The following is a 16,706-nucleotide window of genomic DNA, read 5'->3' as shown; positions in this document are numbered from 1 at the left end:
ATGCCCATTATATAAAAAGCTCTCAAGATCTTTTAATTTTATTCCTTATTACTTTATTAATAGTAACTAGATCAATCGCTGTATTAAGAATATTTACTTTTCAACTTAAGTTGTAACGGGTATATTACTATGTCTAAAAATTTATCGTTTAATATGGAAGCATAAATGAAAAGCACTACAGAAATTCGTCAAAGTTTTCTTGACTTTTTCCATAGCAAAGGACACGAAATCGTTGCCAGTAGTTCCCTTGTTCCACATAATGATCCAACACTTTTATTTACAAATGCTGGAATGAATCAGTTTAAAGATGTGTTTCTTGGTATTGATAAACGACCTTATACCAGAGCAACCACATCTCAACGTTGTGTAAGAGCTGGGGGAAAACACAATGACCTTGACAATGTAGGTTATACTGCTCGGCATCATACCTTTTTCGAAATGTTAGGTAATTTCAGTTTTGGCGACTATTTTAAACGTGATGCGATTCATTTTGCTTGGGAATTACTAACCAGCGAAAAATGGTTTAATCTTCCTAAAGATCGATTAACTGTTACCGTTTATGCAACAGACGATGAAGCATTCGCAATTTGGGAAAATGAAATTGGTATTCCTAAAGAACGTATTATCCGCATAGGTGATAATAAAGGTGCTCCATATGCCTCTGATAATTTTTGGCAAATGGGTGACACCGGGCCTTGTGGACCTTGTACAGAAATTTTTTATGACCATGGTGATCATATTTGGGGCGGACCTCCGGGAAGTGCCGAGGAAGATGGGGATCGATTTATTGAAATTTGGAACCTCGTCTTTATGCAATTTAATCGCCTTCCTGATGGCACAATGGAACCTTTACCTAAACCATCAGTTGATACTGGTATGGGGCTTGAACGAATAGCGGCTGTTTTACAACACGTCAATTCTAACTATGATATTGACCTGTTTAAGAAACTAATAAAAGATGCAGCTGAAATCATTCAAACAAAAGATTTAGAAAGTAAATCATTGAGAGTTATTGCTGACCATATTCGTTCTTGTGCTTTTTTAGTTGCTGATGGAGTTCTACCTTCAAACGAAGGACGTGGTTATGTATTACGTCGAATTATTCGTCGCGCAGTACGTCATGGACATATGTTAGGAGCTAAAGATATTTTCTTCTATAAATTGGTTAAACCATTAATTGAAGTAATGGGAAGTGCCGCTAATGAATTAGCAAATAACCAAAAATTAGTTGAAGATACACTTAAGATTGAAGAAGAGCAGTTCTTAAAAACATTAGAACGAGGTCTATTCTTACTCGATCAAGAGTTAAGTAAAATTACTGACAACGTATTACCTGGTGATATTGCGTTTAAACTTTATGATACTTATGGTTTCCCATTAGATTTAACCGCTGATGTCTGCCGTGAGAAGAATATCACTATTGATGAAAATGGTTTCAATCAATGCATGGAAGAACAGCGTAAACGAGCTCGTGAATCTAGTTCATTTAGTGTTGATTATAGTAATATGATTAAACTTGATGACAAAACTGAATTTTTAGGTTATCAATCTAACGAAGCCTCAGGAAAAGTAATTGCTATTTTCCAAAATGGCAATAAAGTTGAGGCGATCAATGCTGGTGATGAAGCGGTTGTTATTCTAGATAAAACGCCATTTTATGGTGAGTCTGGTGGTCAAGTTGGTGATAAAGGTGTTCTAACATCTGCTGATTTAGTATTTGACGTCACTGACAGCCAAAAATACGGCAAAAGTATTGGCCACATAGGTAAAGTTACCAAAGGTTCATTAAAAGTTGGAGATGTAGTAACCGCTGCAATTGATGTAGAAATACGCGAACGTATTCGCCGTAATCATTCAGCAACACATTTATTACAAGCAGCTTTACAAAGTATTTTAGGTAACCATGTACATCAAAAAGGTTCTTTAGTTAACGACAGTTATCTTCGGTTTGACTTTTCACATAATCAAGCCATTACACCAGAACAAATTGTCGAAATAGAAAATTTAGTTAATCAGCAAATTCGACGAAACTTGTTGGTAGACATAGAATTAATGCCTATTGATGAAGCTAAAAATAAAGGTGCCATGGCACTATTTGGTGAAAAATACGAAGATATCGTTAGAGTATTAACCATGGGTGATTTTTCTATTGAACTTTGTGGTGGTACCCATGTTGATAGAACTGGAGATATAGGTCTCTTTAAAATTATTTCTGAGTCGAGTATTGCATCAGGAGTACGTCGTATTGAAGCTACATCAGGTCAAAATGCGATGGAATATATCCACCATGAATCCAATTTATTAAACCAAATTGGTTTTATGGTTAAAAGTGATAAATCAGCTGTTTTATCAAGAATTGAACAGCTGCTCGATCAAACCAAAACATTAGAGAAAGCAATTGAACGGTTGAAAGCTGAACAAGCTAGCCAACAAAGTGGGCAGTTGCTTAATCAATGTGAAAAAATTAATAATAAAAACTTACTAATTGCTAAAGTCGATAACGTCGAAGCCAAAATGTTACGTACAATGATTGATGATCTGAAAAATCAATTAAAAAGTGGTGTAATTATTTTGGCTGCTGTCAATGATGGCAAAATTAATTTAGCAGCTGGTGTAACCAATGATTTATTAAACATTGTTAAAGCTGGCGAATTAGTATCTCAATTAGCATTAAAAGTAGGTGGTAAAGGCGGTGGGCGGCCTGATTTCGCTCAAGCAGGTGGAATGGATCTTTCGGCGTTACCAGAAGCTTTATCTTCTGTAAAAAAGGAAATCAGTCATAAATTACAAGCAAGTTAGCCAGAAATACTCCTGTGTTGTTTAATTAGGCATTAGTGTATTTCTGTAAAATTCCGTCTTTTTGCCTTATCCGATGGGGGGCTGACGAAGCTATATCTTAAAATTGTTTGGATATATACTTAACTGATATTAGGAGATCTAATGTTAATTTTAACTAGGAGAATAGGTGAAACACTTATCATCGGTGACGATGTTGTTATTACCGTCTTGGGCGTAAAAGGTAATCAGGTCAGAGTCGGTATTAACGCACCTAAAGAAGTTTCTATTCATAGAGAAGAGATCTACAACAGAATTCATCAATCGCAAGACAAAGTTGATGAAATAGTTCAACCCAAAGAGTAATATTGGGTACTAAATAAACAACCAGCACGTGTTCGCAAAAAAATGTTTGACTTATTTTTTGGAGAACGTAATATGTGCGCCACACATTATGATTTTGTCGTTAAGGCAAAGTCATAATGTTTTGGTGAGATGGCCGAGAGGCTGAAGGCGCTCCCCTGCTAAGGGAGTATGCGGTCAAAAGCTGCATCGAGGGTTCGAATCCCTCTCTCACCGCCATTTTTAAATTAAAATATGCATCCGTAGCTCAGCTGGATAGAGTACCCGGCTACGAACCGGGCGGTCAGGGGTTCGAATCCCTTCGGATGCACCATTTTAAAAACCTAATGTGCATCCGTAGCTCAGCTGGATAGAGTACCCGGCTACGAACCGGGCGGTCAGGGGTTCGAATCCCTTCGGATGCACCATTTTTTTACGAACTTACAAGCATCCGTAGCTCAGCTGGATAGAGCACTCGGCTTCGAACCGAGCGGTCAGGGGTTCGAATCCCTTCGGGTGCGCCATTTAAGCATCCTAATATATTCTTCGATTTGTAATAATCAATCAAAAATCACATTGAATATAACAACCTTAAAAATATTACTTACACCGATATTACACTCTACTTTTACTTAATGCCTTATCTTATCTATTGTGTATTTTAAAAACATTTAATAATACCAATATAGAACGTACTACAACGATTTTTTAGGTTTCCCCTACCCCCTACCCTATTACAACCCTAACTAAGCCTTAAAAAGCGTTTTGTGAAAGATTAAATGCTAATACTTGCACTCTTAAAGCAAAATAGAATTTTATGCAGCAACTTGAAAACAGAAGATTCATAAAAAAACATTGAGATGTAGCTAAATCTAATTGCTTAGTTGTTTTATCTTCGTACTCAATAATAAAATTGAAGAACTAAATAAAAGGATGATCAACTGATATTAGTTTAGAATATTGGATATGAAATTTTTTTATTGTAAAATTTATTAAAAAATAATCGTTAATAACTTGTATTTGTTATTTCTTTTATGAATAATAGACGAGTTTAAATATTCGGCAATATAAACAACAAATAATATTTAAATTTTTATATGTTTAAGATTTTTACATATAAAGAATGATTATTTTTTACCCAATTGAACGAAATAGATTTATGAATATCAGTTTGAATTTTTCGGGTATACCGCTTCGGTTGAATCCCGATATAATTCTAGTATACTAAGCTCACAAATTTCATATTCATCATATTTTTTATTTATATATAGCTAAAATAAAAAATTAATCAGATAACATTAATAAACGATAATGGACTTTTTTTATGTTGGACCCAAATTTACTTCGAAACGAATTAGATCTTGTTGCTAGCAAACTAGCACGTCGTGGATTTAAATTAGATGTCGAAACCATTCGACAATTAGAAGAAAAGCGCAAAACATTACAAGTTGAAACTGAAAACTTACAAGCACAGCGTAATGCTCGTTCTAAAGCAATTGGAGAAGCTAAAGCACGTGGTGAAGATATTTCAGCAGTACGAGAAGAAGTAAACAAATTAGGTGAAAAGCTTAACAGTGCTAAAGCAGAGTTAGATATCCTCCTAAATCAAATTAAAGATATCGCCTCCAACATTCCAAATGTTCCTGATGACTCGGTGCCTGATGGTAAAGATGAAAACGATAATGTTGAAGTGTCTCGTTTTGGAACACCAAGAAGCTTTGATTTTCCAATTCAAGATCATGTCGCTTTAGGTGAACGTTTTGGTGGTCTTGATTTTGCAGCCGGTGTAAAACTTACTGGTGCACGCTTTGTGGTGATGAAATCACAATTAGCTCGCTTACATCGAGCCATTGCGCAATTTATGTTAGACCTGCATACCGAACAACATGGCTATGCAGAAATTTATGTGCCTTATCTTGTGAACCATGCAACTCTATTTGGTACTGGTCAATTACCTAAATTTGCTGGCGATTTATTCCATACAAAACCTCTTGATGAAGAATCTGAAAGTAGTAATTATGCCTTAATTCCTACGGCTGAAGTTCCTGTTACAAATTTAGTCCGCGATGAGATTCTTGATGAAAGTATTTTACCAATGAAGATGACCGCACATACGCCTTGTTTCCGTTCTGAAGCCGGATCTTATGGTAAAGATACTCGCGGTTTGATTCGTATGCACCAATTTGATAAAGTTGAATTGGTACAAATTGTTAAACCTGAAGAATCAATGAAAGCGTTAGAAGAGCTAACCGCTCATGCAGAAAAAGTTTTACAATTATTAGAACTACCATATCGTAAAATTATCCTTTGTACTGGTGACATGGGCTTTGGTTCTTGTAAAACTTATGATCTTGAAGTTTGGGTCCCTGCACAAAATACTTATCGAGAAATCTCGTCTTGTTCAAATATGTGGGATTTCCAAGCTCGTCGAATGCAAGCGCGTTATCGCAATAAAACTGATAATAAAACTTATTTAGTACATACCCTAAATGGTTCAGGTTTAGCGGTTGGACGAACTCTTGTAGCCATCATGGAAAACTACCAGCAAGCCGATGGCACAATCAAAGTACCATCAGTATTAGTACCATATATGAATGGTCTTGAATTCATTGGCTAACATGAATTTGTTATATTCGTAATAGCGCTATCAATTAGCGCTATTTTTTTATTAATGTAGGTGAATAAGATGATAAAAGGCGTTGCACTATCAATACTGGCATCATGTCTTTTTGGGTTACTTTATTACTACCCGGTATTATTACAACCTTTATCAGTCGTCGACATTTTTTGTTGGCGGTTATTAACATCTTTTCCCGCTATCGTGGTATTAATTTTTCTTGAAAAGCAGTGGTCATCAATATCAGCTCTATTTATTCGAATTAAAAATCAACCATTCCTTTTAGTAGGATTGTTGTTTTCTTCATTTTTACTTACTATCCAGATGTTGATCTTTATTTGGGCGCCAATTAATGGCCACGGATTATCTGCTTCGCTTGGCTACTTTTTATTACCATTAAGTATGGTTGTTTTTGGCCAAATTTTCTATAAAGAAAGACTCAGTATTTTTCAAAAAATTGCCGTTGTTCTCGCCGGTATTGGTGTTATTCTAGAAATCTACATTACTGGTGCATTCTCGTGGGAAACCGCGGTTATTGCCTTGGGTTACCCTATCTACTTTATGACACGCCGTAAACTGCAAATAGAGGGGATTTCTGGAACCTTTTCAGATTTCTTTTTTATATTTCTTGGATGCCTTATTTATTTTATACTAAATTATCCTTTCAATCGCGTTATTAGTGATCTATCTCACTTTCATATTTTTATTCCAATGCTAGGTATTATTACGGCTATCGCTTTTGCCATGTATTTCGTTGCCAGACGACTATTACCGCTCGGATTATTTGGGCTCCTAGGCTACGTAGAACCAGTCTTACTTACCCTTGTTTCTGTATTATTTTTGCATGAATCAGTATCTAGTGAACATATTGTGTCTTACGGACTGATTTGGCTATCTGTTTGTGTCCTAGCGCTTGAAGGCATCCTCTATCTGTTACGGGCGGTAAGAAGGAAAAGATTAAAATAGAAGGTTAACAGGCGCGATTTTAAGCGCCTTATTTATGTTGAAGTTTTTTTATTTGCTAAATGTTACATATTGTCCGTAACTTTCTATAATTGTTTGGATTCGATCCAACGTTTCTCTTGGTGGTGCTTCTACCCCTTCTAACATATATTTGTCACCAATAGTCTCCCATTTATAGGCACCAAGTTTATGATATGGTAGTAACTCTACACGTTCTATATTTTCCATTCCCTGAATAAATTGACCAAGCAAATGTGCTGAATTATCGTCATCGGTCCAACCAGGTACAACCACATAGCGGATCCAGGTTCTTTTATTAATCTTTTGTAGATATTTGGCAAAATCTAAAACGCGTTTATTAGGAACACCAACTAATTTTTTATGTATCTCATCATTTATTTGCTTTAAATCTAACATGACAAGATCGGTTACTTCCAATAAATCTTCAATAGTGTGATCGAGCTGCCGAGCATATCCATTGGTATCTAAACAGGTATGAATTCCTTCTGCATGACAAGCTTTAAACCATTCAGTAATAAATTCTGCTTGTAAAGTAGCTTCACCACCTGATGCCGTTACACCGCCACCGTTAGGCATAATAAAGCTTTTATAAGTGACAATCTCCTTCATCAGTTCATCAACAGTGACTTCACGCCCGGCTTTTAAATCCCATGTATCACGATTGTGACAATACAAGCAACGCATTAAGCAACCTTGAAAAAAGACAATAAAACGAATACCAGGTCCGTCGACAGTACCAAATGATTCAAAAGAGTGAATACGACCTTTAATGGGTTGTTCAGTTGTCATAATAATATTTTGTTCCATAACAATTCTCTAATAATTGCTCACATTGCTGTTTTTAGTATTTTAACTCAGTTGATGTCATACTTTCACCAATTACATCAATAAGTAATAAGCTAGTTAAATTTAATTATACCTAATAAATATTCAAATAATTCAATAAGCCCGCAAGATTCGGTAAATTCTGCAAAAAAATAGCGTCCATTAAGGACGCTATTTGATTGTAATTAATTTTATGAATTAACTAAATTACATTGATTGAGTAAAAGTACGTGTAATAACGTCTTTTTGTTGCTCTTTAGTCAATGAATTGAAACGTACTGCGTATCCAGATACACGAATAGTTAATTGTGGATATTTTTCTGGATGTTCCATCGCATCTAATAATGTTTCACGATTTAAAACATTAACATTTAGATGTTGACCACCTTCAACTGTCGCTTCGTGATGGAAGTAACCATCCATTAAGCCAGCTAAGTTACGTTTACGCGCGTCATCGTCTTTACCTAATGCATTAGGAACGATTGAGAAAGTATATGAAATACCATCTTTCGCATAAGCAAATGGTAATTTAGCTACAGAAGTTAATGAAGCAACCGCACCTTTTTGGTCACGTCCGTGCATCGGGTTAGCACCTGGCCCAAATGGCGCACCAGCACGACGTCCGTCTGGAGTGTTACCTGTTTTCTTACCATATACTACGTTTGAAGTAATAGTTAACACAGATTGAGTAGGAATTGCATTACGATAAGTTTTAAGTTTTTGAATTTTCTTCATGAAACGTTCAACTAAATCAACTGCAATATCATCAACACGTGGATCATTGTTACCGAATTGTGGATATTCACCTTCGATTTCAAAATCAGTTGCTAAACCATCTTCATCACGAATAGTTTTTACTTTCGCATATTTAATTGCAGATAATGAGTCAGCTGCAACAGAAAGACCAGCAATACCACAAGCCATAGTACGAATAATATCACGGTCATGTAGCGCCATTAATGATGCTTCATAACTATATTTATCGTGCATATAGTGAATTGCATTTAAAGCTGTCACGTATTGTTTTGCTAACCAATCCATGAAGTGATCTAAACGAGCGAACACTTTGTCAAAATCAAGATATTCGTCAGTAATTGGATCTTCTTTAGGACCAACTTGCATTTTTAATTTCTCATCCACACCGCCATTGATTGCGTATAGAAGGGTTTTAGCAAGGTTTGCACGAGCACCAAAGAATTGCATTTGTTTACCAACAATCATTGGACTTACACAACATGCGATAGCATAGTCATCGTTATTGAAATCAGGACGCATCAAGTCATCATTTTCATATTGTAAAGATGAAGTATCGATAGATACTTTAGATGCAAATTCTTTAAATCCAGAAGGTAATTGTTCAGACCAAAGAATTGTCATGTTTGGTTCTGGAGAAGGACCCATTGTATATAGAGTATTTAAGAAACGGAAAGAAGTCTTAGTTACTAATGTACGACCATCAACACCCATACCTGCAATAGATTCAGTTGCCCAAATTGGATCACCTGAGAATAATTCATCATATTCAGGAGTACGTAAGAAACGAACCATACGTAATTTCATAACGAAGTGGTCAACAATTTCTTGCGCTTCTTTTTCAGTAATTAAACCAGCTGCTAAATCACGTTGGAAATAGATATCAAAGAAAGTAGAAGTACGACCAAGAGACATCGCTGCACCATTTTGAGATTTAACCGCAGCTAAATAACCAAAATAAGTCCATTGAACAGCTTCTTGTGCAGTAGTTGCTGGTGCTGAAATATCGAAACCATATTTCGCTGCCATTTCTTTAATTTGACCAAGTGCACGATGTTGTTCAGCAATTTCTTCACGACGTTGCATAGTCATTGGTAAATCAACGCCATTTTCAAAGTCAGCTTGTAATGAAGTAAATTGTGCAAATTTATCTTGCATTAAGTAATCGATACCGTAAAGCGCAACACGACGGTAGTCACCAATGATACGACCACGACCATAAGCATCAGGAAGACCAGTGATTACACCTGATTTACGACAACGTAGGATATCTGGAGTATAAATATCAAATACACCTTGGTTGTGAGTTTTACGATATTCAGTAAAGATTTTTTTAACTAATGGATCTAAAGTTCTATCGTAAGCTTTACAAGAATTTTCGATCATTTTGATACCACCAAACGGGATAATTGCACGTTTTAATGGTTTTTCAGTTTGTAAACCGACAATCTTCTCTAAATCCTTTTCGATATAACCTGCATCATGAGCAGTGATAGTAGAGATTACACTTGTATCAAAATCAACTGGCGTATGAGTGGAGTTTTCAAATTTGATACCTTCCATCACTTTATCCCACAATTTAGTGGTTGCTTCTGTAGCGCCAGCTAAGAAAGATTCATCACCCTCATAAGGTGTGTAATTTTTTTGAATGAAATCGCGAACATTGACATTATTTTGCCAATCACCCTCTTTAAATCCTTTCCAAGCCTTTGCTTGTACTTCATTTAAATTACTCATAGTTATTAACCTCAGGTTTACAAAAATATCTATCTACTCTTACATAAGGGTAAATATTATAAAATCAATGTGGCTTACGTAGATGTAAAGCCCAATTAGGAACGGCGACTAATAAGCCCCCTAAAATATTCCCGATAGTAACAGGAATTAAATTATTTACAATAAAATGCTCAACTGTTAGTGCTTTAAAGGTATCAGGAGCGACCCCGACAGCAGCCCAAAACTCAGGTGACGCAAAATTATTAATTACAATTCCCATAGGAATCATAAACATATTTGCAATGCTATGCTCAAAACCACTGGCGACAAACATTGCCACTGGTAACACCATAATTAGCATTTTATCGAGTAAACTGCGACCTGCATAACTCATCCAAGCAGCTAAACACACCATTAAATTAGCTAATAAACCAAGGAATACCGCTTCGATGAAAGTATGGTGTAATTTATGATCTGCAGTTTGTAAGACATTTAATCCCCATAAACCATTGGCAACCATATATTGCCCAGAAAACCAAATAATTGCGACAAACAGTATAGCACCAATAAAGTTACCAATATAGACAAAAATCCAGTTACGAAACATTTTTACCCAACTTATTCTATGCGTCATTTTAGGTAAAATAGTTAAAATGGTTGAAGTAAATAGATCCGTTCCACAACAAACAACAAGCATCAAACCAAGCGAGAAACAGATACCACCAACTAGTTTAGCAAGTCCGAAAGCAACGGTTGCTGTACCGGTGGTTGCAGTAATATAGAATACGAAGGCGATGGAGATAAAAACACCTGCAAGAATAGCAGATAAGATAGTACTACTAGGGTGTTTATTAACTTTATAATTGCCAAGTTCTTCGGCGATTTGGGTCATTTGTGCGGGAGAAAACGAGTCCACAAGCTTATCATTACTCAAGTTGACATCCTCAAAAAAACTATGCTTTTATGAGGCGCATAGTATACTCCAAAATTGAAGTAGATCACGTTTTTTTTAATAAAAAACTTTAAAACTAAAAAAACATTAATCACTGAATATTAGTATCGTCTATAAATTAGCCACTCTTTGAGCCCTTAAATATAGGTTAGAAAAGTGGCTGTTGATCATTAATTTAATAATTAGTGATCGCCTAAAAGATGACTAACTTTCACTAAATAGTTGCGTGACTCTTGAGAAACATGTGAAGTCACTAATTTTCGGTAAACTTGTTGCGGTGTCATTGAATTAATAATTTTAATGGCTTCATTTCGATCATCTGAAAACGTACGCAATACACTACCTGCACCACCATTATAGGAAGTGATCATCGCATAGCGTAATGAAATTGGATTTTTGATGCCCGCTAAATACTTCGTTTTTAGAAGAGATAAATAAGCGGTTCCTATATCAACATTATTACGTGGATCGAGTAAAAATTGTCGACTTGGTTCTCCCGATTTTCCTCGAAATTTGAAGACATCACGCCCGGAGGTATGTTGTTGTACTTGCATCAATCCTAATGAATCGGTACGACTTACAGCATAGGGGTTGAATGCCGATTCAACTTCTATAATCGCTAAGATTAATCGTTCATCAATTAAGTAACGATTTGCCGCTTCAGTAACTAAAGGTAAGAATTTTCTTGCTCGCTGGTTAACATGATTTGCAACAAGTTTAATTTCAACATAAGTAATATTATGAGATCCAGATGAACGAACGTTCAAATTATTGGCCAGTAAATAATCAGCAAAACTATTCGCCCTACCACTCCAACGGATTGGTTGTCTTTCTTGGTCTAGAACCTGATTATATAAAAAGGGCTCTTCGGATAAATTCTGACTTATTTTATCTCGCCTAATGATATCAACCGGTTCAGGCATGAGCAATGTTGAAACAATCGCTTCTTTCAAATTATCAATAGGCGTATCAGATAGTGTTTCTATGGTGATTATCCCTGAAACAAAGTTGATATGCACTCGAGTTTGTAAATTATCTTCATACTGAACATAATCTTTTGGTCCAGCAATAAGGACCTCTTTAGGTCCCCAGATTTCCTCTATATTATTAGCATACTGACTGATTAAAATATTAAACGCGTTGGTGTCTTTTACATAATAATCTTTGTCATTTTTTCTGTTATTTGAGCCGGGACAGGCTGTTAATAAACTTACTGAAATGAGTAATGCAAGGATTTTAAAATTGCTTTTCATTGTTAGCTCTCAATTTTCAGGTTTATACCCATCGATCACCACATCTTCACCTTCAAACAAAAACTTAACCATCTCATTTTCAATTTTTTTACGATGTTCTAAATTCATCATATTAAGCTTATTTTCATTAATTAACATTGTTTGTTTTTTAAGCCACTCTTGCCAAGCTAACTTAGAAATTTCATTATAAATACGCTTACCTAGCTCTCCTGGATAAAGTTGAAAATCTAGACCTTGGGACTCTTCTTTTAGAAAATGGCAATAAATAATACGACTCATATTTATTCCTACTTTTATTAACAATTATTAATTAGCTGCCAATTATACCCGAAAATAGTTACAAAAAAGAGTAAAATATATAAAATATTTATCTTCTTAAGTGAATTTATATTCAATAATCATGAATAAATATTTACTTTACTATCTACGCAAATAACATAAAATATATAAAGATTGTTGGTTAATATAAGGATTGAATAATGCAGCCAGAAATAACAAGAGAACTGTTTGATAAAGTCATTCTCCCGGTTTACTCACCAGCTAAATTTATACCGGTGAAAGGAAAAGGTAGTCGAGTATGGGATCAAGATGGTAACGAATATATCGATTTTGCTGGGGGAATAGCGGTTAATGCCCTTGGTCATTGCCACCCTAGATTAATTAATGCTTTACACCAACAAAGTGAACAATTATGGCATGTCAGTAATGTTTTTACCAATGAACCAGCTTTACGCCTTGCCCAAAAAATTATTGATAATACCTTCGCTGATCGTGTTTTCTTTGCCAATTCAGGAGCTGAAGCAAATGAAGCTGCTTTTAAATTAGCAAGATACTATGCGGCTGAAAAATATAGTCCCTATAAAACTAAAATTATCGCATTTTATCAATCTTTTCACGGCCGTACCTTTTTTACCGTTTCCGTTGGCGGGCAAGCTAAATATTCCGATGGTTTTGGTCCAAAACCGGCTGATATTATTCATGTTCCTTTTAATGATTTAAATGCCGTTAAAGCGGTAATGGATGATCATACTTGTGCCGTGGTGTTAGAGCCTGTACAAGGAGAAGGTGGATTAACATCAGCAACACCAGAATTTTTAGAAGGTGTAAGAGCACTTTGCGATCAATATAACGCCTTATTAGTCTTTGACGAAGTACAGTGTGGTATGGGACGAACAGGTAGTTTGTACACTTATCAACAATATGATGTTGTGCCTGATATTTTAACTTCCGCCAAAGCGCTTGGCGGCGGCTTTCCTATTAGCGCAATGCTAACAACCAATGACATCGCATCAGTCATGCATCCAGGTGTCCACGGTACAACTTATGGCGGTAACCCATTAGCTTGTGCTGTTGGTTGTGAGGCTTTTGATATTATCAACACACCTGAGGTAATTCAAGGCGTAGAAAAACGTCGGGCAATCTTTATTGAACAACTTGAAAGTATTAATGATAAATTCAAAGTATTTCGAGAATATCGAGGTAAAGGATTACTTTTAGGTGCTGAATTACAACCAAAATTCCATAGTAAGGCTCGCGAGTTTTTAAATGTGGCTTCTGAGTGTAAAGTAATGATACTAAATGCTGGGCCAAATGTACTACGTTTTACCCCTTCACTAATCATATCTGAAGACGAAATAAAAGAGGGAATGAACCGACTTAGTACCGCAGTCGAAAAAGTTGTCAATTCCTAAGTTTTTCTATACAGTAACGGCATTTTAAGTGATTAAGTGCCGTTAATGCACTTAAAGGATATTGTTTATGACCGACATTCGACCATTAAATTATGCGAAAACGCATTTCATTTTAAGTGCTCCAGACATTACTCATTTACCAGTAGATACCGGCGTTGAAATTGCATTTGCTGGACGATCAAATGCAGGAAAATCAAGTGCACTCAATACGTTAACCAACCAAAAAGCGTTAGCAAGAACCAGTAAAACGCCAGGGAGAACTCAACTAATAAACTTATTTGAAGTTGCAGAAAACTGCCGCTTAGTTGATTTACCGGGGTATGGTTATGCCCAAGTACCTGAAGCGATCAAACGCAAATGGCAAAAGTCTCTTGGTGAATATTTGCAAAAAAGAGAGAGTCTAAAAGGTTTGGTCGTATTGATGGATATTCGACACCCACTAAAAGATTTGGATCAACAAATGATTGAGTGGGCAGTGTCGGTCAATATCCCGGTAATGCTGCTATTAACAAAAGCAGATAAACTGGCTTCCGGCGCCCAAAAAAAACAAGTGAATATGGTTAAAGAAGCCATCTTACCATTTCAAGGCGATATAACGGTTGCACCATTCTCATCACCAAAACGTGTAGGTTTAGAAGCTCTAAAACAAAAATTAGATGAATGGTTTAGCCAACAATAAAGGAACATAATGAATAACAGTGCATTTTCTTTTCAAACTTTAACACCTGAACTCATTTTTAATAGTTTAGCAACTATCGGTATCAACGTTGATTCAGGCCTCACCGCGTTAAATAGTTATGAAAACCGCGTATATCAATTTTCCGACGAAAATCGCACTCGTTATGTCGTTAAATATTATCGGCCACATCGCTGGAATAGATCACAAATTATTGAAGAGCATCAATTTACTCAACAATTATCACAGGCAGATATCTCAGTTATTGCACCACTGGTAATTAACAACAGTAGTGTGCATGAATATCAAGGCTATCTATTTGCATTATTTCCAAGTGTTGGCGCAAGACAATATGAAACCGATAATTTAGAGCAATTTGATTCAGTTGCAACTATGCTCGGTCGAATTCATCAAATTGGCGCAAAACAACCTTTTGAACATCGTCCAACCATAGGTTTGCAAGAATTTCTTTACCAACCTCAAGAAATTTTGTTATCTAACGCCATCATTCCGAATAAAATCCATACAGATCTTAACATCATCCTCCGCAATTTAATTAAAACTGTTGAACAACATTGGCATAACGATTGGCAACCAATTCGACTACATGCCGATTGTCATCCCGGAAATATTTTATGGCGGGATAAAGCCATCATGGTTGACTTTGATGACGCGAGAAACGGTCCTGCAATTCAAGATATCTGGATGCTCCTAAATGGTGATCACCACCAACAACAAATTCAGTTAACGAGTTTTATTGAACTTTACGAAGAATTTTTCTTATTTGATAATAACCAATTGAAATTAATCGAACCATTACGAGCAATGCGAATCGTGCACCATCTGGCATGGATTATTCAACGTTGGCAAGATCCGGCTTTTCCTCGTGCCTTCCCTTGGTTGACTGATATTGACTTTTGGCAACAACAGTTAAAACAATTTAACCAACAAATTGAAGCAATTAAAGCGCCAGTATTAAAGTTAATATCAATAATGTAAAACTTAACATATTATTCAATCTTTTTTAGATTCAAAAAAGTGAATAACTCATCTAAATTCGGCGATAATAAAACTAGCTTTTCTTTCTGAATTTTAGATAACTGCTTGATACGATACTCTAACTTCAAGGCGGTAGATCTCTGCCCTACACTCAGCTGGTAAACAACAGAGAGATCCTTGTGTCCTTTTAAATGTTTCGCCCCTTTCCCCATCTGATGTTGATGTAAACGACGAGCTACATCAGTAGTAATACCGGTATACAATGATTGTTTGGCGGTTCGGATGATATATAAGAACCATATTGAATTGTTGTTTTCCATAAAAATTGATGTTAATCCAATAAACTAACCGGATAATAGTATTAATTTTTTCTACAATGAGATAATTCACTATATTAATCAAGAAAAATCTCACACTAATTTAAATGATCTATCTGATTTAATACTTCGATACTAAAAATGCCTGGTGCATCAAAATCAGTTTGTTGATAATTTACGATACTAATACTTGAATTACCTAATATAGTCGTTTTTTCTAGATGATCTTGCCATGCGCCTCCTGTAATAACATATATAAGCTGTCTTAATAATGAACCATGTGAAACAACAAGGATATTGCCATGATAATGTTGTTCAACTATGTCCGCTATTACACGAGTTGAGCGATCAAGTAGCTCTTTAAAACTTTCACCTTTATTATCTAATGTAGAATATTTTTGGGCATTCTGTTCGAAATTGATAAAATCTTCATTGGAATAATAATCGGGTACAAATTTTTGTTCCCAATTACCAAAACTAATTTCTCTTAATCCATCATGAAAATCTAAATTAATATTACGATTAGCAATAATATAGTTAGCGGTATTAACCGCTCTTTTTTGTGGACTCGAATAAGCAAAATTAAAATCTATATTTTTCAAAGCAATTCCTGTTTGTTTGGCTTGTTTTATTCCTTTTGCTGTTAGTGGTGAATCGGATGAACCTTGAAAAAGTTGTAATTGATTGAATTCTGTTTCTCCATGGCGTACAAAATAGATACTCAAATTTTTCAACATAAGACTATAACCTCTAATTTTACTGATCGGTGAAATACTTTTTTATATTTATCGATTTAGTTACATACA

The 16,706-nt window shown here is 35.5% G+C and carries 14 protein-coding genes and 4 tRNA genes; 11 read left to right on the top strand and 7 right to left on the bottom strand.

Translation table 11 applies throughout. The features are described 5' to 3' along the window. Window positions 1–165 precede the first annotated feature (165 nt). From alaS to rarD, 8 genes are all read left to right on the top strand, one after another. On the top strand, window positions 166–2,799 hold the full coding sequence (gene alaS / locus DKK79_RS02685) for an alanine--tRNA ligase (protein ID WP_110422728.1): 2,634 nt from the start codon (window positions 166–168) through the stop codon (window positions 2,797–2,799). Between the two features lie 141 nt (window positions 2,800–2,940). After that, window positions 2,941–3,141, top strand: coding sequence for a carbon storage regulator CsrA (gene csrA / locus DKK79_RS02680; protein ID WP_110422727.1), 201 nt, complete (start codon window positions 2,941–2,943; stop codon window positions 3,139–3,141). 123 nt (window positions 3,142–3,264) lie between these two features. Continuing rightward, window positions 3,265–3,357 (top strand) — tRNA-Ser (locus DKK79_RS02675). A gap of 17 nt (window positions 3,358–3,374) precedes the next feature. Then, a tRNA-Arg gene (locus DKK79_RS02670) sits at window positions 3,375–3,451 on the top strand. A gap of 17 nt (window positions 3,452–3,468) precedes the next feature. Further along, a tRNA-Arg gene (locus tag DKK79_RS02665) sits at window positions 3,469–3,545 on the top strand. 19 nt (window positions 3,546–3,564) lie between these two features. Continuing rightward, window positions 3,565–3,641: transfer RNA gene (locus tag DKK79_RS02660), tRNA-Arg, on the top strand. Window positions 3,642–4,441: 800 nt separating this feature from the next. Continuing rightward, window positions 4,442–5,734 carry a serine--tRNA ligase gene (gene serS, locus DKK79_RS02655; protein WP_110422726.1) on the top strand — a complete coding sequence of 431 codons (1,293 nt, stop codon included), beginning with the start codon at window positions 4,442–4,444 and terminating at the stop codon, window positions 5,732–5,734. A gap of 69 nt (window positions 5,735–5,803) precedes the next feature. Further along, window positions 5,804–6,700, top strand: coding sequence for an EamA family transporter RarD (gene rarD / locus DKK79_RS02650; RefSeq protein WP_110422725.1), 897 nt, complete (start codon window positions 5,804–5,806; stop codon window positions 6,698–6,700). A gap of 48 nt (window positions 6,701–6,748) precedes the next feature. Here rarD and pflA read toward each other — a convergent pair whose 3' ends face one another. The 5 genes from pflA to DKK79_RS02625 form a co-directional block, all read right to left on the bottom strand. Beyond that, entirely contained in the window at window positions 6,749–7,525 is a 777-nt protein-coding gene (gene pflA / locus DKK79_RS02645) for a pyruvate formate lyase 1-activating protein (RefSeq protein ID WP_220018989.1), read from the bottom strand. Window positions 7,526–7,750: 225 nt separating this feature from the next. Next, on the bottom strand, window positions 7,751–10,033 hold the full coding sequence (gene pflB, locus DKK79_RS02640) for a formate C-acetyltransferase (RefSeq protein ID WP_065578112.1): 2,283 nt from the start codon (window positions 10,031–10,033) through the stop codon (window positions 7,751–7,753). A 64-nt stretch (window positions 10,034–10,097) separates the two neighbouring features. Further along, window positions 10,098–10,946 (bottom strand): formate transporter FocA, encoded by an 849-nt coding sequence (gene focA / locus DKK79_RS02635; protein WP_034902976.1) that lies wholly within the window; start codon window positions 10,944–10,946, stop codon window positions 10,098–10,100. 200 nt (window positions 10,947–11,146) lie between these two features. Beyond that, on the bottom strand, window positions 11,147–12,217 hold the full coding sequence (gene mltC, locus DKK79_RS02630; protein WP_110422724.1) for a membrane-bound lytic murein transglycosylase MltC: 1,071 nt from the start codon (window positions 12,215–12,217) through the stop codon (window positions 11,147–11,149). Window positions 12,218–12,226: 9 nt separating this feature from the next. After that, the gene (locus tag DKK79_RS02625) at window positions 12,227–12,496 is read right to left on the bottom strand and encodes an oxidative damage protection protein (RefSeq protein ID WP_110422723.1); all 270 of its coding nucleotides are present in this window, start codon (window positions 12,494–12,496) and stop codon (window positions 12,227–12,229) included. A gap of 200 nt (window positions 12,497–12,696) precedes the next feature. Here DKK79_RS02625 and DKK79_RS02620 point away from each other — a divergent pair, with 200 nt between their 5' ends. The 3 genes from DKK79_RS02620 to DKK79_RS02610 all read left to right on the top strand — a co-directional run bounded on the left by DKK79_RS02620 (window position 12,697) and on the right by DKK79_RS02610 (window position 15,583). Beyond that, window positions 12,697–13,908, top strand: coding sequence for an aspartate aminotransferase family protein (locus DKK79_RS02620; RefSeq protein WP_110422722.1), 1,212 nt, complete (start codon window positions 12,697–12,699; stop codon window positions 13,906–13,908). A 76-nt stretch (window positions 13,909–13,984) separates the two neighbouring features. After that, the gene (yihA, locus tag DKK79_RS02615) at window positions 13,985–14,587 is read left to right on the top strand and encodes a ribosome biogenesis GTP-binding protein YihA/YsxC (RefSeq protein ID WP_110423294.1); all 603 of its coding nucleotides are present in this window, start codon (window positions 13,985–13,987) and stop codon (window positions 14,585–14,587) included. A gap of 9 nt (window positions 14,588–14,596) precedes the next feature. Further along, window positions 14,597–15,583 carry a serine/threonine protein kinase gene (locus DKK79_RS02610; protein WP_110422721.1) on the top strand — a complete coding sequence of 329 codons (987 nt, stop codon included), beginning with the start codon at window positions 14,597–14,599 and terminating at the stop codon, window positions 15,581–15,583. A gap of 11 nt (window positions 15,584–15,594) precedes the next feature. Here DKK79_RS02610 and DKK79_RS02605 read toward each other — a convergent pair whose 3' ends face one another. Continuing rightward, window positions 15,595–15,903 (bottom strand): GIY-YIG nuclease family protein, encoded by a 309-nt coding sequence (locus DKK79_RS02605; RefSeq protein WP_110422720.1) that lies wholly within the window; start codon window positions 15,901–15,903, stop codon window positions 15,595–15,597. Window positions 15,904–15,998: 95 nt separating this feature from the next. Next, window positions 15,999–16,637 carry a histidine phosphatase family protein gene (locus DKK79_RS02600; RefSeq protein ID WP_110422719.1) on the bottom strand — a complete coding sequence of 213 codons (639 nt, stop codon included), beginning with the start codon at window positions 16,635–16,637 and terminating at the stop codon, window positions 15,999–16,001. Window positions 16,638–16,706 lie beyond the last annotated feature (69 nt).

It is taken from the genome of Gilliamella apicola, assembly GCF_003202915.1.
GTDB classification, from domain to species: Bacteria; Pseudomonadota; Gammaproteobacteria; order Enterobacterales; family Orbaceae; genus Gilliamella; species Gilliamella apicola_Q.
The sequence above is the reverse complement of the archived record's forward strand: the minus strand, read 5'-3'. Positions and strand labels throughout refer to the sequence as shown.